Origin of the sequence: Burkholderia seminalis DSM 23518, assembly GCF_902832885.1 — a bacterium.
In the GTDB taxonomy this organism is placed as follows: Bacteria; Pseudomonadota; Gammaproteobacteria; order Burkholderiales; family Burkholderiaceae; genus Burkholderia; species Burkholderia seminalis.
This window is the reverse complement of the sequence record NZ_CADFDK010000022.1, coordinates 44,736-62,476: the sequence shown is the minus strand read 5'-3', so window position 1 is coordinate 62,476 and position 17,741 is coordinate 44,736. Positions and strand designations below refer to the sequence as shown.

General features: G+C 63.6%; 14 protein-coding genes and 1 pseudogene. 2 read left to right on the top strand and 13 right to left on the bottom strand.

Features of this window, described 5'->3' with window-relative positions; genetic code table 11:
- Window position 1: 1 nt before the first annotated feature.
- The 3 genes from HWX00_RS34790 to HWX00_RS34780 are packed head-to-tail and all read right to left on the bottom strand — an operon-like array spanning window position 2 to window position 2,589.
- Window positions 2-1,072: an MSMEG_0568 family radical SAM protein gene (locus HWX00_RS34790; RefSeq protein WP_175028350.1), complete on the bottom strand. Its 1,071-nt coding sequence runs from the start codon at window positions 1,070-1,072 to the stop codon at window positions 2-4.
- On the bottom strand, window positions 1,065-2,087 hold the full coding sequence (locus HWX00_RS34785) for a Nit6803 family nitrilase (protein ID WP_175028322.1): 1,023 nt from the start codon (window positions 2,085-2,087) through the stop codon (window positions 1,065-1,067). The genes HWX00_RS34790 and HWX00_RS34785 overlap by 8 nt, the downstream gene beginning before the upstream one ends.
- A gap of 19 nt (window positions 2,088-2,106) precedes the next feature.
- Window positions 2,107-2,589, bottom strand: a complete 483-nt coding sequence (locus tag HWX00_RS34780; RefSeq protein WP_034189492.1) for an MSMEG_0572/Sll0783 family nitrogen starvation response protein — start codon at window positions 2,587-2,589, stop codon at window positions 2,107-2,109.
- Between the two features lie 382 nt (window positions 2,590-2,971).
- On the opposite strand from HWX00_RS34780, the gene HWX00_RS34775 reads away from it, so the two are divergent.
- Window positions 2,972-4,363, top strand: coding sequence for an aminotransferase-like domain-containing protein (locus HWX00_RS34775; protein WP_124671341.1), 1,392 nt, complete (start codon window positions 2,972-2,974; stop codon window positions 4,361-4,363).
- Between the two features lie 134 nt (window positions 4,364-4,497).
- On the opposite strand, the gene HWX00_RS34770 is transcribed toward HWX00_RS34775, so the two are convergent.
- On the bottom strand, window positions 4,498-5,556 hold the full coding sequence (locus tag HWX00_RS34770; protein ID WP_051701016.1) for a porin: 1,059 nt from the start codon (window positions 5,554-5,556) through the stop codon (window positions 4,498-4,500).
- A gap of 449 nt (window positions 5,557-6,005) precedes the next feature.
- Between HWX00_RS34770 and HWX00_RS34765 the strand changes: the two genes are divergently transcribed.
- Window positions 6,006-6,740, top strand: coding sequence for a helix-turn-helix transcriptional regulator (locus tag HWX00_RS34765; RefSeq protein WP_034189490.1), 735 nt, complete (start codon window positions 6,006-6,008; stop codon window positions 6,738-6,740).
- Between the two features lie 74 nt (window positions 6,741-6,814).
- Here HWX00_RS34765 and HWX00_RS34760 read toward each other — a convergent pair whose 3' ends face one another.
- From HWX00_RS34760 to HWX00_RS34720, 9 genes and pseudogenes are all read right to left on the bottom strand, one after another.
- Window positions 6,815-7,522, bottom strand: coding sequence for an ABC transporter ATP-binding protein (locus HWX00_RS34760; RefSeq protein WP_226104047.1), 708 nt, complete (start codon window positions 7,520-7,522; stop codon window positions 6,815-6,817).
- A complete protein-coding gene (locus tag HWX00_RS34755; RefSeq protein ID WP_175028323.1) occupies window positions 7,519-9,294 on the bottom strand; it encodes a branched-chain amino acid ABC transporter ATP-binding protein/permease in 1,776 nt (591 codons plus the stop codon). Before HWX00_RS34755 ends, HWX00_RS34760 begins: the two co-directional genes overlap by 4 nt.
- Entirely contained in the window at window positions 9,272-10,117 is an 846-nt protein-coding gene (locus tag HWX00_RS34750; protein ID WP_175028324.1) for a branched-chain amino acid ABC transporter permease, read from the bottom strand. Before HWX00_RS34750 ends, HWX00_RS34755 begins: the two co-directional genes overlap by 23 nt.
- A gap of 4 nt (window positions 10,118-10,121) precedes the next feature.
- Entirely contained in the window at window positions 10,122-11,228 is a 1,107-nt protein-coding gene (locus HWX00_RS34745; protein ID WP_244131211.1) for a substrate-binding domain-containing protein, read from the bottom strand.
- Between the two features lie 75 nt (window positions 11,229-11,303).
- Window positions 11,304-12,764, bottom strand: coding sequence for an indoleacetamide hydrolase (iaaH, locus tag HWX00_RS34740; protein WP_175028325.1), 1,461 nt, complete (start codon window positions 12,762-12,764; stop codon window positions 11,304-11,306).
- 195 nt (window positions 12,765-12,959) lie between these two features.
- Window positions 12,960-14,192 carry an MFS transporter gene (locus HWX00_RS34735; protein WP_208456750.1) on the bottom strand — a complete coding sequence of 411 codons (1,233 nt, stop codon included), beginning with the start codon at window positions 14,190-14,192 and terminating at the stop codon, window positions 12,960-12,962.
- A gap of 133 nt (window positions 14,193-14,325) precedes the next feature.
- Complete coding sequence (locus HWX00_RS34730) at window positions 14,326-15,378, bottom strand: carbon-nitrogen hydrolase family protein (protein WP_069706335.1); 1,053 nt, start codon at window positions 15,376-15,378, stop codon at window positions 14,326-14,328.
- A gap of 152 nt (window positions 15,379-15,530) precedes the next feature.
- Entirely contained in the window at window positions 15,531-16,490 is a 960-nt protein-coding gene (locus HWX00_RS34725) for an AraC-like ligand-binding domain-containing protein (protein ID WP_175028326.1), read from the bottom strand.
- 68 nt (window positions 16,491-16,558) lie between these two features.
- Window positions 16,559-17,720: pseudogene (locus HWX00_RS34720) on the bottom strand (alpha-hydroxy-acid oxidizing protein).
- Between the last annotated feature and the right edge of the window lie 21 nt (window positions 17,721-17,741).

Here is a 17,741-nt window from a genome sequence, read left to right as displayed (position 1 = left end):
GTCATACCTCGTAGGTCGACAGCGACGAGCAGGCACCGCACTTTCCGCAGCCTGCCTTGATGTCGGCGGAGCGCATGCCGGCATCGCGCAGCATGGCGCCGAGCGGTTCGAGCACCGCCCGCATGAAGTCCGGCGACGGCGCGGGATGACTCTCCAGCGGCGTGCCGCTGATCGGCACGAACGGCACGACGAACGGATACACGCCCAACCCGATCAGTTCGCGCGACATGTCGAGGATCGCGGCCGCGCTGTCGCCGAGCCCGGCGAGGATGTAGGTGCTGACCTGTCCGCGGCCGAACACCGCGACGGCCGCGCGGAATGCCGCCATGTAGCGGGACAGCGGCACGCTCGCCTTGCCGGGCATGATCCGTTCGCGCACGGCCGGCGTCACGGCTTCCAGATGCATGCCCAGCGTATCGATCCCGCTTGCCTTCATCCGCTCGAACCAGCCGTCGTCGTCGGGCGGCTCGCATTGCGCCTGGATCGGGAGATCGACGGCCGCCTTGATCGCGAACGCGCTTTCGCAGAGCACGCGCGCGCCGCGGTCGGGCGTCGGCGGTGTGCCGGTCGTCAATACCATGTGCTTGACGCCGTCGAGCAGGACCGCCGCGCGCGCCACCTCGGCGAGTTGTTCAGGCGTCTTGCGGGCGATCGTCCTGCCGGCTGCGAGCGACTGGCCGATCGAGCAGAACTGGCAGGTCTTGCGCCGGCTCTCGTAGCGAATGCAGGTCTGTAACACCGTGGTCGCCAGCACGTCGGCACCGTGCAGCGTCGCGATGTGCGAATATGGCACGCCCTCCAGCGTCTGCAATGCGTAGAAGCGCGGGTTCGACGGAAAGCTGATGCTCGCGATCGGGATGGTGCCGCGCGAGAGCTGGCTGACGCCCGCCGCGTCGGGCGCCGCCGCGACGAACGGCGAATCCCACGCGGTGCTCGTGTGCACCGGCACCATGATGGTCACGCCGTCGACCGTCACGGCCTTGTGATCGGACGGCCCGGCGCCGCCGCGCCGGCTCGCGGCGCCAACCCGCGGATCAGCGAGGCGCAGCCCGACCGACTGCAGTTCAGTCATCAATTGCCGGCTCTGCACCGACGGTTTCGCGTTCACGCTCATGGCAGTTTCCCTCGAAGTCAGGGGCGGCCGACCCGTTGATCCCCATCGGGGTCACCGTCGCCGCCGGCCGATCGTTGATGGCAAGGCTCAGCAGTTCCGGCCGCGCATAATGGCCGACCGAGTCCATCATTCGCTTGCGCTTGGTGATCAGCGACATGTCCAGGTCGGCGATCACCATCCCTTCGCCGGCACGCAACGGCTCGGCCAGGTGCTGCCCCTCCGGGGACACGATCGCGGTATTGCATCCGCCGCGCAGGGCCTTCTGCAGATTCGGATCGCCCGTGATCGACTCGATCTGGGCATCCGCCAGCCAGCCGGTCGCATTGACGACGAAGCAGCCGGACTCCAGCGCGTGGTGGCGGATCGTGACCTCGATCTGGTCCGCGAAGATCGGGCCGACCAGCGATCCGGGGAACTGGCTGCAATGAATTTCCTCGTGCTGCGTCATCAGCGCATAACGGGCGAGCGGGTTGTAGTGCTCCCAGCAGGCGAGCGCACCGACCCGTCCGGCACCGGTCCGCACGACCTTGAGTCCGGCCGCATCCCCCTGCCCCCAGATCATCCGCTCGTGAAACGTCGGCGTGATCTTGCGGCGCTTCAGCGCGAGGCGCCCGTCGCCGTCGAAGATCAGCTGCGTGTTGTACAGGCTGCCGTGGTCGCGCTCGTTCACGCCGAGCACGACCACCATCCCGTGCAGGCGCGCGCGCTCCGCAACCGCATGCGTCACGGGCCCCGGCACCGTCACGGCCTGCTCGTAGAGCCGCATGTGATCGGCGCCGGACGCGACCGGCGTCCGCACGAACGAGAAGTACGGGTAGTACGGCACGAATGTTTCGGGAAAGACGATCAGCTGGACGCCCTTGCCGGCGGCCTCGTCGATCGCCGCGCAGACCTTGTCGAGCGTGCCGCCGGCGCGTTCCAGATCGGGCGCGATCTGGACGGCTGCCGCCCGGACGATGCGTTTGTCGGACATGATGGCACCCGTGATTCGATCAAACGGTCCAGGTATGGATGATCAGCGCGTTCTCCTTGCGGTGAAGCAGCTGGATATCGAGCACGTCGAGCGGGTTGATCGGCCGGATGCCCTCGATCAGCGACGCTTCGCCATGCCCGTAAAGCGCCTGCAATGCAAAGCGGCACGCATAGACTTTCCCGCCTTCCTCCATGAACTTCACGAGCTGCTTGTTGAAGTTCAGATGGCCGGGAAACGCCTCGTCGCCCAGTGTCGGGAACCCGCGTTGCAGGCCGAGCGTCACGCCGGGGCCGTAGAGCAGCACCGACGTCTCGAACCCCTTGCGCTGCAGGCGGGTCGCCTGCAGGAGGTTCACGAAGCCGATCGACCCCTCGAACGCAACCGTGTGGAACGTCACGAGCGCCTTCTCGCCCGCTTCCGCCTTGACGTCTTCGAATACTTTTTCCTCGTAGTCGACGAGGAAATCTCCCTTCTTGTGCAGAGGCTGATTGACTGCGGGCATGGCACGCTCCGTCTGGAAATGAGTTGAATGAGATTCCCGAACGCTTTCGAATCCGGGCGAACTCATTAACGCAACGCATATGCCAACCGGGCCGCAACCCGATGCAATCACTCTGCAATCATTCAATCCAAAAATGCCGCTGCAGTCGGTTCGATCCTTGCGTGCCCCAATCCGGATCCAACTGAAAACGGCCCGTCCGGGCCGAACGGCGCACCTGACTGATGCAGCACGCATGAACCGGTGCGCGCCCGGCGTGCATCGATGCATCAATCCGATACACGATGCAATCAATGCAATCAGTCGGCTTCCACGGCGCGATATATATATTTTTCGATTAATGCGCCATGCTAACGTTTTGATGAATCGTCAAATGGAAACAGGTATGGATTACGCAATCCATCATTGGTCGAAGCGCTTGCTGGAAAGCAGGAAACCGGCCTATCAGCTGATCCCCGACCTCATCGAGGAAGATCTTGCGGCCGGCCGGCTGAAACCGCGCGACCGCCTGCCCGGGCTGCGCGATCTCGCCGGGGCGCTGAACCTGAACTACACGACGGTCGCCCGCGCGTATGCGGAAGCCCGCCGACGCGGCTTGCTCGATACGCGGGCAGGAAGCGGCACGTTCGTGCGCGGCCCGACGCAAACGGTCCAGCTGTCGGGCGGGAGCAGCATCGAGATGTCGATGAACATGCCCCCTGAACCGGCCGAGATGGTCGGCCGGCTGCAACAATCGGCGGCGGCATTGTTCGCCGCCGCGGACCCTTACCAACTGATGCGATATCAGGATTTCGGCGGCACACCGGCGGATCGCGCCGCCGGCCGCGCATGGCTGGCCCATCGCCTGCCCGGCTGCAGCAGCGATACCGTGCTCGTTTGTCCGGGAATCCACAGCGCGCTCGTCGCGCTCGTCTCCCGGCTTGCGCGCCGCGGTGATTCGATCTGCCTCGATTCACTCGCGTACCCCGGCATCAAGGCCATCGCATCGCAACTGGGCGTCCAGTTGCAGCCGCTGCCGCGGGACGACGACGGGCCGTTGCCGCATGCGTTCGAATCGCTCTGCCGAAGCGGACAGCCCGCGGCGCTGTACTGCAACCCGACCCTGCAGAATCCAAGCACGCTCACGATACCGTTCAGGCGCCGCGAAGCGCTGGCGGATATCGCGATGCGCTACAACGTGCCCATCATCGAGGACGACGCGTATGCGATGCTCCCGCAGAGCGCCCCGCCGCCACTGGCGTTGCTGGCCCCCGAACTGACCTACTACGTGACCGGCATGTCGAAGAACCTCGGCGCCGGGCTGCGAATCGCCTATCTGCTGGCGCCGACGGTGCGCGAAACACAGCGTATCGCGGGGGCATTGCGCGCCACGACCGTGATGCCGAGCCCGTTCACGATGCTGCTGTCCACCCAGTGGATCAATGACGGCACGGCAAGCGAGATGCTGGCCGCCATCCGATCCGAAGCGCATTCACGGCAGGCGATCGCCAGCCGCGTTCTCGGCGCATGGCCTTTCGACGCGCATCCCGACGGTTTTCATCTCTGGTTGCCGATTCCCGGCGAGTGCCAGTGGACAGCACCGGATCTCGCGCAATATCTGCGAAGCCGGAGTGTCGCCGCCGTGGCAAGCGCGGCATTCTCGACCGACGGCAACCCGCCGGACGCGATTCGCCTCTGCCTCGGCGGCCCGCAGGATCAGGAGCGCTGCCGCGACGGCCTGCAGCTTGTCGCCGACGCACTGACCGACGCACATCATCTTTACAGTGCCGCGATGTAGCCGCGCCGGGTAGCGGACGGATCGCACGAACCGGACGCCGCGCGACGCATCCACTCACATACGCATCGTATTTCGACGCACGACCAAGCGCTGCCGGCCCGCCCCTGCACCACCGGCACGTGCCGCCGCACCAGTCAGAACTTGTGCCTAATGCCGATCCTCGCCGCGGTCTGAAAACTCGTGCTGGACGGCGATCCGAGCGCTGCTTCGATTTGAGCGCCGTGCGCATGATCATGCGCGAGCGCCCCGACGAAATACACGTCCGTGCGTTTGGAAATGAAGTAATCGGCCCCGATGGTCGCCTGATTCGCGCTGCCGACCCCGTTGTTGCGCTGCTGGAACTGGAACCCGGCGCCGAGCGAGAGGTCGGGCCTGACAAAGTAAGTCACGCCGCCGTCATAGGTCAGCGCGCGCGCTTGGGTGCCGCTGCTCAACTGGACATCGGTCACCACACCGAATATCTGCGCTTTCCCCAGGCTGTATGTTGCACCGCCGGCGTATTCCGTCAAATTCGCGGAGCGGGTCGCGTTATGCTGCTTGAAATACGACAGCGATGCGGCGAGCCCGCCCCGGTTGTAGTTCAGCAGGAAGTTCATCGCGCTGTTGGTGCCCAATGAGCCGGCCACATTGCCGAAACCGTACATGGCACCGACACTGAAGCCCGAAATCGTCGGCGAAAGATACTTCACCGAGTTATTGACGTTGTCGCCCCACAGTCGGTTATCCAGCGTATACCCGCCAGCCGCATACGCCGGAATGCCCCACGCGAGGATACCCGCGGCCGTGTTTCCCGCGATCGAGTACGCGGGGAAAATATCGCCGATGAAGTCGTATTGCCGCCCGAGCGTCAGCGTCCCGAACCGCCCGTCGAGGCCGACGAAGGCCGCGCGGTTGAACAACAGCCCGCTTTGCGCCAAGGCCCCGTTGGAAAGTTGAAAACCGCTTTCGAGCGTGAAGATCGCCTTGAGCCCGCCACCCAGGTCCTCTTTGCCCGTCAGCCCCCAACGATCTCCCTGCGACGACCCGGACGTGAACTGCACGAGCGCGCCATGTCCGGTGCCCGACGTTGCATTGTTCGTGTACGTGATGCCCGCATCGACCAGCCCGTACAGCGTCACTGACGACTGCGCATGTGCCACGCCGCACCCGACCGCGGCGCACACCACCATGCTTCGCTTGATGATCCTGTTCATATCGCTATCCTAATTTTATGGCGTAGTTTTCGTTGACGAAAATGGCTGAGGAACACGTCCCGCTGAAAATGCGCTGAAATCGTTTGATCAATGGGCAGGCGTCTGCGGGTAAACCTCCGGCTTGCCTCCACGACGAACGGTCTCAACACGTCCGCTTCCCACTGCGCGTCCACTTTATGACCGGCGTTTTTTGAGCCCCATCGTCAGAAATGTCGATGCGGAAATCCCGGTCAGTGGCGGCGGCATTCAGGGTCCGCCGCGGGCATCCCTTTCGGCCCGAAAACAGGCGGCGGACGCGACTGCGGCATGAATACAACGGACCGGCAAAGGCCGCACGTTCGTTGCTGATCGGGATTTTTTACGCTGCTATGATTGATGCGTAATGCGAACCAGTCTTCCAAGACTGTCGCGCGTGCCGTCTCCCGACTCCTCCTACCGATGAGGCCCCCTTGAAGCCACCAGTTCACGATCTCACGCTCGACGAACTCCGACTTTTCGGCGACATCATCGGGCGGCTCGAAGAGCTCGGACCGATCGTGGATGTCAGACGTGTCGTTTTGTCAGACTTGACCCGGTTGTTGCGATCCGATTTCTGCGTGTCCTACAACTGGGATGCCGAGAAAGGGACCTACGTCGACCCGATTGCGGTCAACGTCGACTCGGATCACGTGCGTCGCTACACAAGCTGGTATCAGCACAATGACCCGATGACGGCGCAGCTCTGCAGGATGCGCCGGGCCACGTTCGTGGAAGAAGTGATGGACCGGCCTGCCCTGGAGAAAAGCGAGTTCTATAACGAGTTTCTCGCGCAGGATGGTTTGCATCACGGGATCAACGTGTTCGTTTTCGACGGCGAACGCCAGCTCAGCGACCTGAGAATCTGGCGAACCAGGAATCGGCCTGAATTCGAGCTGCGCGACAAACTCGTGCTCGATGCGATCGAGCCGTTCCTTTGCCGCGCCATCAAACGTCGGGCAGGCAGCGCGACGGGGCTCACGGACCGTGAGAGCGAGATCGCCCAGCTCGTCGCAAAGGGTTGTACCGATCAGGATATCGGCCGCCTTCTCTGCATCAGCTTGTCGACCGTACGCACCCATTTGCGGCGGATCATGGACAAGAAGGGATTCTCCAACCGTGCGGAGCTGGCTGCTTCCGTCGCCGCGGCCGGAACGGCCGCGCCGTGACGACGATTGAACGGCGCGGCCGACGCTCAGGTACGTCAGGTACGCACGAGCGGCGAATTGCCTGATACGAAAGCCTAAACCGCCAATACGGCTTCGAGCCGGTCGCGCGACATATCGATCGAGTCGCCCGACAGCACGACCTCTCCATGATCCAGACCGATGAAATGGTCCGCGATCGAAGTGAGAAACGTCAGATTCTGTTCGACCACCACGAACGCCGCGCCTTCCTCGATTCGAGACCGGATAACGGATGCCATCCGCTCCAGGTTCTCCTGCTGAACGCCTTCCGACGGCTCGTCGATCAGCGTGAGCGGCGAACGCTCCGCGATGATCCTGGCGAAGGAAAGCAGCTTCTTTTCACCCCCGCTCAGTTTCCCGGCTGCCTGCGGCAACCGCTCTTTCAGACGCGGGAAAATCTCGAACAATTCTTCGTATGCTTCCAGGCTTCTTGTCCTGAATCCGAGGGTCAGGTTGTCTGCAACGCTCAAATTGTCGAAGACAACCCGTTCCTGCGGCGCATAGCTCATCCCCAGACGTCGCCGTTGGTGCGACGGTACTTTTCCTACTTCACCGCCGTTGACCGTGACTGCCCCGGAAGTGGGCTGGATAACACCTGTCAGGGCGCGCATCAGTGTCGACTTGCCCACACCGTTGCGGCCAAACACCCCCAGGACATTACCCGCGGCCACCTCGCCGCTGATTCCCTTGAGCACCATCGTGTCGCCGTAACCCGCGACGATCGACGAAAACCTCAACACGGCTTCCCGCCGGCGTTCGCTCACTTTCTTCCTCCCGAGTAGACGGCCTTGACGTCTGCCGACATCTTGATCTGCGACAGCGATCCGACCGCGAGGCTTCTTCCCTGATGCAGGACCACCACGTTGCCGGCGATCTTTTCGAGTGCGCTCATGTCATGCTCGATCACGATGGCTGACGCCTCCAGTTCGCCCACGGTCGACGTGATCGCGTCCATCATGTGACGGGTTTCGTGCGCCGAGAGGCCGGCGCACGGTTCGTCGAGGAGCAAAAGACGCGGCTCGGTGATCGCCACCATCGCGAACTCCAGCATCTGGCGCATCCCTTGAGACAGATCGCCCGCACGAACCGCCAGATTCGATTCGAGAAACCCGAATTTCCCGAGCGTGCGTACGCGTTGAACCGAATTCCAATGCAGCGGCGCCGCGCTCAGCATCTCCCGAGGACGTATCCGGTTCGCCCACAGGGCGATCTGAAGATTCTGGTCGACCGACAACCGGGCAAACACCGCGGGAATCTGAAACTTGCGGCCGATGCCCAGTCGGGCGACCTGCCACGCCTGAGAGGACGAAATCTCGGTCCCGCGAAAGTGAATTTCACCTGAACGGACCGGCAAGCGGCCCGTCATTGCGTTGAATGTCGACGTCTTGCCGGCGCCATTCGGGCCAATGAAACAATGGATGACCCCGGCTCCCACCTCGAGATCGAGCCCGTTGAGAATGTTGACGCCCCCCTGGCTGACTTCCACCTTGCGGAAACTGAGCAGCACGGATTGAGCCGGCCGCCTGTCGATCGTCGCGATCTCGTGAGCATCTAGCCGTTTCTCCGGAATGCTGTTCGCGACGCGCAGACCCGCCATCCGGGCAAGCGCGGCGGCCGCGCCGGCCAGGCCATCGGGAAACAGCCGCACCACACCGATGAAAATCAGCGCGACCAGCACTTCCCAATAGGTGAACAGATCGCGCCAGGTCGCGGCGAGCAGCCCGATCACGACGGCACCGAGTTGCGCACCCAACGGACTGCGCTTCCCCCCGACGGCTGCCCAGATGACGAACTGCGCCGACAACGCGACGCCGACCGCCTGAGGGCCAACGAGACCCTCGTGAGGCGCATACAGCGCGCCGCCCAGACCCGCGATCGCGCCCGAGAGGCCGAAAGCGGCAGCCTTCAGCCGGTGCGTCGCGAATCCAAGGAACTGGAGGCGATCCTCATTCTCCGAGAGGGCGGCCCAGAGCGTCCCGATGGGGCGGCGACTCAACCAGGTGATCCCCGCCGTGACGACAACCGCGGCCACGGCGATCACGTAATACAGGTTTCCATACCGGTCGGTCATCGGCAGGTCGGGAATATCGGTGAGCCCGTTGAAGCCGCCGGTGACGCTGCTCCATTGATTGGCCAACAGAAATCCCAACATGCATGACGCAAGGGTAATCAGCGAAAAAAACGGCCCGCTGTCGATCCGGCGCGCAAAGACGATCAATCCGATGGCATAGGCCAGGGCCGCCGGTACCGCGACTGCAAGCGGAAGCAGGACGATCTGCCATTCGCCGCCGGCCGCGGCCGCGGCGCGCAATACCAAGGCGCTGACATACGCGCCCAGCCCGAAGAACAGGCTTTGGCCCAGCGGCAAAAAGCCCGCATTCCCCCAGCACAACGCAACGCCTTGCGTTGCCATTCCATACAGCAACAGAAGCCCGATCTGGTTTGCACTGTAGTCACCGGCCCACAGCGGCAAGCTCAGAAGAACCGCAGCCGTGACAACCTGGAGGGCCGTTTCAACGGCGCGAGACGAGGCCATTCGGGCGACTCCACAAGAAATAGATGGACAGGATCAGAACGGCGGTGTAACCCGACGTCTGATCGATGAAACTCGACACCGCGACCTGCGTTCCGCCGATGACGAACGTGCCGACCGCGAGACCGAGCAAGTTGCCCAGGCCGCCGACCACGAGCACGAAAAACGAATTGAGCAGATAGTCGAGGCCCATGTACGGCTCGACCCGCACGATCGGCGCGAGCAACACCCCCGCCAACCCGGCCAGCACCACCCCCGTGATGAACGTGCCGCTGGCCAGCCGGGTCGTATTGATGCCGGCCGCCCTGGCAAGAAGGGGATTCGCGACCATGCCCCGAATCCGCGCGCCCGTCTGGCTGCGGCCGTACCATGCCGCGAGCGCGGCGAATGCCAGGCCCACCGCGAGCATCATCGCAAGCCGGAATGCCGGATACGGGGTGCCCAGGACATCGATCGATGCGCCATCCGCGCCAGTCACGTCCTGGTAACCCTTTCCGAACAATGCGACCACCCCTTCGCGCAGCAGGATCGAAACGCCCCAGGTGGCGAGCAAGGTATCGAACGGCCGCTCATACAAGGGACGAACCAGCACGCGTTCGACGATCCAACCCACGGCAGCGCATACGACGATCGCCACGGGTATGGCAAGCAAAGCGGGTAATCCGAAACGCTGCACGACGACCACCGAGTACGCGCCCAGCATGATGAACTCGCCATGCGCCATGTTCAGCACGCCCAGCAGCCCGAACACGATGGCCAGACCGATCGTCGTGAGCGCGAGGGCCGCACACGCGTACCCGAGATTGAGAAGATGGGAAAGCAGCATGACGTCAACCCGCACCCGCTCCGCTCGCACAGGTCTCGGCCGAGCCAAGCTGCGAGAACGTCTTGACGATGTCGTATCGCACACCTGATGCCCTGGCGAGGAAGATGTCGGCCGTCACGTTGCGGGACTTCATCGTGACCACGCCGCGCGGGCCTTTGTAGCCTGCCCCGTCGGAAGCCTTCGTCAGATCGCCGATCGACGCGGAATTCGCCTTCCTGGCCATCGCGTCATACATCAGGACGCCCTCGTACGTCGACTCGCCGATGCTGCTCAAAACCGCCGACGCGCCGAACCGCTTGTGATAACGCTCCAGAAACGGCGCGGACGTTGCGGTCGGCGTCGCGAAAAAGCCGGACGCCGAGTAGAGGTTCCTGGTGTTGGACGCACCGATCCCGATCAACGTGTTTTCCTCGATCATCGTGCCGAAGCGGATCATCCTGTCGCCGAGACCGAAGCTCGCAAAACTTCTGTTGAACGTGACGGCCGACCCGCCCACCAGCGTGATGAACACCGCATCCGCCTTGCTGTCGCGAATTTTGCCCAGTACCGCGTCGAAGTTGTCGACGTCGAACGGAACGTACTCTTCGCCGACCACGGTCGCGCCGGAACCCTGAATCGCCTTTTTCGCCACTTCGTTCGACTTGCGCGGCCAGACGTAGTCGTTGCCGATCAGGAACCAGCGCTTGACCTGGTGCTGGGCGGTCAACCACGGAATGACCGGCGTCAGTTGCTGCGCGGGCGTCTCGCCAACGAAGAACGTGCCCTTCGCGCAATCGCCCCCTTCGTACATCGGGGTATAGAAGTAAGGCACCTGGCCTCGGAACAGACTTTCCAGCGCCGTGCGGACAGCACTATCGTGCGATCCGACAAAGACCTCCGCCTTGTCGCGCTTCCACAGGCGCAGCGCCGTCTGCGCGGACTCGGAAGGCGCGGCGCCGGCATCTCCCACCAGCAACTCGAGCGGGCGCCCCAACACGCCCCCGCGCGCGTTGATCTCGTCGATCGCCATCGCTGCGCAGTTTTTGCAGGCTTGACCGAAAAATGCGGCCGGCCCGCTCATCGGCGCCATCAGCGCCAACTTCAGCGGCTGGTTTGCCGCGCGAACCGACACCGGAACGAGCCCCCCCGGCGCCCACCGCGGCACTGGCGGCACCGAGCGCAATACTTTTCAGGATATGTCGACGATTCATTTGCTTGCCTTCCTCGTTAAGCCGTTGCCGGATGATTGAACGTGTGCGTCGAGACGCGGGAACGTCGCCGCACACAGGACGCGCTCCATTTCCTTGCCGATCTGCAGGATTCGCTGATCCGAATACGGCGCACCGTCCAGCGCCAATCCAACCGGGAGGCCGTCCCGGGTCAGGCCTGCGGGAACGGTGATGCCGGGTACCCCTGCGTTGCTGCCCGGTTCGGTATTTCGTGTGTATGCGGCAAAGACATCGAGCGCTTCAGACCCGACCGCCACGGTTTCGGCGCCGATGCGGCAAGCGGGAATCAGCACGGTGGGAAACAGCAGCGCATCTGCCTCCACTTCGCGAAGACACGCCACGTAGGACGTGCGGGACCGCTCTCGCGCGAGGAGCGCTTCGGCGTATTCGGCCGCGGAAATCGCACCGGCCCCCAGGATGTCGCCGACGATCCGGATCACATCCGGGCTCCTGATCTGGGCAACGATCTCCGGGAACGTCACGGCCACGCCGCCTGTTTCCAGATAGCGGCCCACGGCGCCGCCGAACTCGAAAAAAGGAATGGTTGCGTTCTTCTTCGCACGAAAAAACGGATAACGTCGCAGGTCCACGTCAACCAGATCGAAGCCCGCATCCTTCAGCGTCTGCAGCGCACGTTCGAGTACCGGCCGTGCGTCGGGCGACAACCCCTCCCACAACGTCGAGTACGGAACTGCCAGGCGAACGTCACGTGCATCGTCGGCAACGGGCGGCGCTGAACCCCCTCCAGACAGGATCGCGTCCAGCAACATCACGTCGGCGACGGTGCGGGCGATCGGGCCGACCGTGTCGCGCGTGGGCGATATCGGCACGACGCCCTCGGACGGATAACGTCCGTGCGTGGGACGAAAGCCGACCAGCCCGCACAGCGCCGCCGGGATGCGCACCGATCCGCCCGTGTCGGTGCCGAGCGCCGCCGGCACCGCCCCGCTCGCCACCAGCACGGCCGACCCACCGCTGCTTCCGCCGGGAATTCTGGACGGGTCATACGGGTTGCGGGCCGGGCCAAAAAATCCGTTGTCGTTGGTGCAGCCGAAAGCGAGTTCGTGCATGTTCGCTTTGCCGGCGACCAACGCCCCCGCCTCGACCACACGCGCCACGACTGGCGCCTGCGCTCGCGGAACGGCGTGGCGAAGCGCGGCCGTTCCAGCCGCTGTCGGCATGCCCGCGCAGTCGATGTTGTCCTTGATCGCCAACGGAATGCCGGCAAGTGACATCCGGCCTGTCCGGGCTGCGAGCGGTTCGTCGTGGGCTCGCGCCGATTGCAACAACGTCTCGGGGTTGAAATGCGCGAACCCGTTCAGCGACTCGGTGTTGGCCTGTTGATCCACCAGCGCCTGTACGTATTCCAGGCAGGAGATATCGCGTCGATCGATCGCGCCTTTTGCGTCGACGACTGAAAGCTGCGGCAGGGTGGGCATCTACGTCTCTCGTACATTGCGGTCTTCGTAGATTGCGCGTCGGCCTTTTTGTCGCGCATCGTCAGAAATGACGACGCAGTCAGCCCTGACAGCGTCGCTTCACCGCCCCTGGTACAGCCCCGCGACCGACGTCAGTGGCCCTGGTCGCGCGAGTCCGCGCAACGGTCCGACATCCGCCTGCCCGTTGCCGAACGGTCAGGCCGCGTCGATGGTCGAGACGGCATGCTTCGACGTCGCCGCAGGCACCGTTTCATCGAGAAACATTCCCACGAGCGCGCTCACCAGCGACACGCCTCCGACGATCAGCATCGGATAACCCAGACCGAACGTGTCGGCGAGCCCGCCTGCCACCACCGGCATCAGGACCCCGCCAATCAGTTCACTGACTGCGGTGGGAACGCCCACGGCCGAGCCGGTCAGCGTGGACGGGACGGATTCGCAGGGAATCACGGCAAGAAAGAGCGGTGCGATGCCGAAGCCGCAAATCCCGGCAGCAAAGAGGTTGGCGAACATGACGACCGGCGACGCGTGACAAAGAACAAACGCCAACATCAGGATGCCGTAACAAGCCGCGGAAACGACGAGCACGATCCGCCGCCCGAGCCGATCCGATATCGCCGGAACGGCGATCATCCCGATAAACCCGCCGAAACCCCATCCGGATATGATCAGGCCGACCGTGCCGAGACCGAGGCCCACGACTTTGGTCAGATAGAGCGCGACGAACGTCGAGAACACGAACAGGCCCGTCTGGAACAGCGATCCGATGACCGTGGTCAGCCAGATGTTCTTGTATCTCAGCACGGTCAAGGGGCCACCCGATGCCGAGCGGGCCTGCGTGTCGCGACCGGCCTCCGCCTTTCGCATGGTCCGGCCGATCAGGAACGTCAGCAGCAGCCCCGGAATGCCGAGCACGAAAAACACCCACTCCCAGCGCATATGCATCACGAGTTGGGTCGCGATGATCGGTCCGAGGCCGATACCCAGAAGAGGGAAAAACGACTGGTGGATGCCCAGATTCAGGCCGCGCCGGCTCGGCGTCGATATTTCGTCGATGGTCGCGACGCTGGCGCTGAACACGCCCCCCTCGCCCACGCCAAGAAGGCCTCGCACGAGCAGCATGCCGTGGAACGACTTGGCGACGCCGGTAAAGGCAGTCATCACCGAGAAGAAGATCGACGACCCGAGCAGAATCTTGCGGCGCCCGTGGCGGTCGGACAGGCTCCCGAGCACCCATGTCGAAATGGCCCAGGTCAACGCGAGCACCGAAGCGATGGCGCCTGCCTGCGTATTGTTCAGTTTCAGCTCCGGCAGCAGAACCGGAAACAGGTACACGATGACCAGACGGTCGAGACCCACGATGCCGAACAGTACCGCAAGAAAGATGACCATCTTCCATTCGTATTCGCTACTTTCCTTGTATTTCATATCGCCATCCTAACTATATCGTCGTGACTGAATGACCGTTGATTCGAAGAAAAACCGCCAAGCCCACCGGGCCGCGAAGCGAAAACCTCCGGCCGGCCCGCCATGACACGACATGGCGAGCCCGATGGTCCCGCTACCGATCTCCGCCGCTGCCCGCAAGCCCGGTCGGGCAGCCGCCGTCTGATGAGGCTAGATCGTCGGCGGCCGTCTCCGCCGGCGTTCCGTCGAGTATTTCGGCGACAGGGGGGCGCGGTCGCCGGTCGATCAGCAATCGCAGCACGTCGGGCCGCGAGTAATGCCCCGCGGGATCGAACACGCACTTCGACAGCGATTGCGTGCCGAGATCGATATTGGCGTAGAGCAGGCCTTCCGCGGTTTCGTCGATCTTGTCGAACAACTCCGCCCCGTCGGGCCCATATCCAACGCTATGGCCACCGCCCGCCCGCAACAGCTGACGTTTGTCCTCGGTGTCGCAAAGATGCTCGACCATCTCCTCGGTGACGACGGTCGACGGCGCGAGGACGAAGCACCCGCCTTCGACGGCATAGGTCCGCGAAACCGCGTTGTTCACCTGATGGCTCAATGCGCTGGCGAATTCATAGAGGGAAAAGCTCGGCCACGCGGCAACATGGACCTGTTCGCCTTGCGCATACATGGCGGCTTTGGTCAAAGGCTGCACGTGTTCGGCACAACACAGCGCGCCGAGCTTGCCCAACGGACTGTCGATCACGGTCAGGCCGCTGCCCTCCCCGTCACCGAAAACCGTCCGTTCGAGGTGGGTGGGTTTGAGTTTCTGCCGTTGCAGCAGGGTCTCGCCGTCGGGGCCGATCATCCATTGGGCGATATACAACGAGTGGCCCTTGCGCTCCGAGAGGCCCATCACGACCGTGATGCGGTTTTTCCTCGCCGCGTCCCTCAGTGCATCGGCTTCCGGACTGTCGTAGCTCAGCGAGTTGTCGAAGTAGCGCTGAACATAGCCCTTGCTCATATACCAGGCCGGTGTACCGAGCCAGACGTAGAACGGATAGCCCGGCAGCCACACTTCAGGGAATGCGATCAGCGCGGCGCCGGCCCGCGCCGCCTCTTCAATCAAGCGGATGGACTTTTCGATTCCGGCCTGAAGATCGAGGAAGGCCGGGGCGGCCTGCACGACAGCCGCTTTGAACTGGGGATGATTGAGCGCCAAGATACTCCTCCACGACTCGCGGGACGGGACGCCCGCAACGTTGTAGACGAAGTGTCCGGGGCCAATATGGCGGACGCTTGACTCTGACAGAACAGGATTTTTGCTTATGCTGCCAGCACGCGGGATCGACGTGCAGCCCGCTCAGCGGCGATTCAGGCAGCGTCGCGATGCGTCGCACGGTAGTCGCGCGCGGACATGCCGAAGCGACGTCGAAACGTGCGACTGAAATGCGATGCGTTATTGAAACCCCACGCCATCGCAATATCGGTAATCGAGCGGTTTGCGTAGGCGCGTTGCCGAAGCCACTCGCCGCATCCGTCGAGTCGGGCCGTACAGATGATCTCGCCGATCGACTCTCCGACCTCGGCGAACAGCCGGTAAAGATAACGGCTGGATACCCCCAGTGCATCGGCGATCTGTTCGGGTCCCAGTTCCGGTTCGCGAATACGGTCACGGATCAACGCACGTGCGCGGAGCAGATGCATCTCTTTCACGTTGGATTTGGGCAGCGGGACCGTGTTGAAATAATCCGCCAACGCCAGCGCGACCAGGTTCGCGGACACATCGCCAAGCCGCTCGCAACCGGTCGTGGCGCCTTCGTCCGACGAAAGCGCCCGGTGCAGGGACGCGATATGGTCCGCGGCGATCCGGCGGATCCCGGTGGCCGCGGGAATCCTCACCGCGGTGTGCTGCCGGCCGCACGGCACCCATTTCTCCAGCGCCTTGCGGGGAAAGCGGATCGTGTAATGCTGCCCGGAGAAATGCCAGACGAAACTGCGCGACGAATCGAACAGCACCATGTCGGCAGGGCCGACGAACGCGGTGCGGGCATCCTGCTCGATCGCGCCTCGCCCTTCGATCTGGATCGCCACAAGCAGGTAGTCGTCCGCCGTGCGCCGCACTTCGTCCCAGTCATGCGCCGCGACGTGATCGACCGCCGAGATCCGCGACACACACACGCCGTCGGTGTTCACGCTCGAAATCTCGCCATGAAACCCCTGATCGGACTCGGTCCGGAAAACCATCGGGACGCAGCTGGCCCGAACCTGATCCGCCCATGCCTGAAGCCTGTCGTCGCGATGGTAATGATCCGTGGTCGTCACTTGATTCATGGCACGAGGTTCCGGCGGCAGATACGCGAGAGCGTTATCCCGGACCATTGCGCATCCAAAATCCGGCGTCAATGCGCAATACCCCCGGACGGCCGCTTCGAAACGTAGCTGCGATCGAGCGCCTCCACCGAGCGACAACCGATGAGGGCAAGCGTCCGGTCCGTTTCCCGTTTGATCATTTCGATGACGTCGCTCACGCCGGCTTCCCCTCTGGCCGCCAACCCGTATAACGTGGCGCGCCCCAGCATCACGGCCTGGGCCCCCCAGCGCGATCGCCTTGACGACGTCGGCCCCCGTCCGTATGCCGCTGTCGAGCATGACCGTCGCGCCCGCGATGCGCTCGACGATGTCCGGCAGCACGTCGGCTGTCGCCGGCAGGGCGGCGAGTTGCCTGCCGCCATGGTTCGAAACGATGACGCCGTCCGCGCCGAGCGCGACGCACCGCGCGGCATCGTCGGCCGTCACGATGCCCTTGACGAGGAGCTTGCCCGGCCATTCGTCCCGCAGGCGGCGCAGGTCGTCCCAACCGAAACTCGCATCCATCTGCCGGCGCAGGATCGCGGCCTGCGAGGCCGTGTCCGATGCATCGTCCGTCGCGAAATTCTTCAGCTCGGGCATGCCGTTCATCAGATAGGACCAAAGCCAGCGCGGGTGCGATAGTCCGTCGACCGCCGCACGTGCACTGGCCTTGAACGGCATCGCGAAACCGTTGCGAAGATCGCGTCGGCGAAAGCCGTTGACCGCGACATCGGTGGTGAGGATCAGGGTCGAATAGCGCGCCGCGCGGGCACGATTGACCAGGCTCTTCGCGAGGTTGCGATGAACGACGTACAGTTGAAACCACAGTTCTCCGTCGGCACCCTTTGCCACCTCCTCGATGGACATGTTGGAAGCCGTCGACAGCGCGAACGGAATACCGGCCTTGCCCGCCGCGCGCGCAAGGGCGAGGTCGCCCTTCGGCCAGAAAGCGCCATTGAGGCCCGTTGGCGCGATCACCAGCGGTAACGGGTTCCGCCGGCCCAACAACGCCACGGACTGCGCGCGTGTGCTGACGTCCGACAGCCGGCGCGGCAACAACTGCAATGTATCGAACGCCGAACGGTTATGCGTCAGCCCCGATTCATCGTCCGCCGCGCCTTCCAGATAGTCGAACACCATGCGTGGCAGCCGCCGTCTGGCTTCGTCTCGATAGTCGCTGACGGAGAACATGCCGGGAAATCCTGTTGTCATGATCGGGGTACTGTCGGAGTC

Bases quoted from the DNA above. Each gene is read 5' to 3' on its own strand.
- HWX00_RS34790 (WP_175028350.1), bottom strand. From the start codon at position 1,072: ATGACTGAACTGCAGTCGGTCGGGCTGCGCCTCGCTGATCCGCGGGTT.
- HWX00_RS34785 (WP_175028322.1), bottom strand. From the start codon at position 2,087: ATGTCCGACAAACGCATCGTCCGGGCGGCAGCCGTCCAGATCGCGCCC.
- HWX00_RS34780 (WP_034189492.1), bottom strand. From the start codon at position 2,589: ATGCCCGCAGTCAATCAGCCTCTGCACAAGAAGGGAGATTTCCTCGTC.
- HWX00_RS34775 (WP_124671341.1), top strand. From the start codon at position 2,972: ATGGATTACGCAATCCATCATTGGTCGAAGCGCTTGCTGGAAAGCAGG.
- HWX00_RS34770 (WP_051701016.1), bottom strand. From the start codon at position 5,556: ATGAACAGGATCATCAAGCGAAGCATGGTGGTGTGCGCCGCGGTCGGG.
- HWX00_RS34755 (WP_175028323.1), bottom strand. From the start codon at position 9,294: ATGGCCTCGTCTCGCGCCGTTGAAACGGCCCTCCAGGTTGTCACGGCT.
- HWX00_RS34750 (WP_175028324.1), bottom strand. From the start codon at position 10,117: ATGCTGCTTTCCCATCTTCTCAATCTCGGGTACGCGTGTGCGGCCCTC.
- iaaH (WP_175028325.1), bottom strand. From the start codon at position 12,764: ATGCCCACCCTGCCGCAGCTTTCAGTCGTCGACGCAAAAGGCGCGATC.
- HWX00_RS34735 (WP_208456750.1), bottom strand. From the start codon at position 14,192: ATGAAATACAAGGAAAGTAGCGAATACGAATGGAAGATGGTCATCTTT.
- HWX00_RS34725 (WP_175028326.1), bottom strand. From the start codon at position 16,490: ATGAATCAAGTGACGACCACGGATCATTACCATCGCGACGACAGGCTT.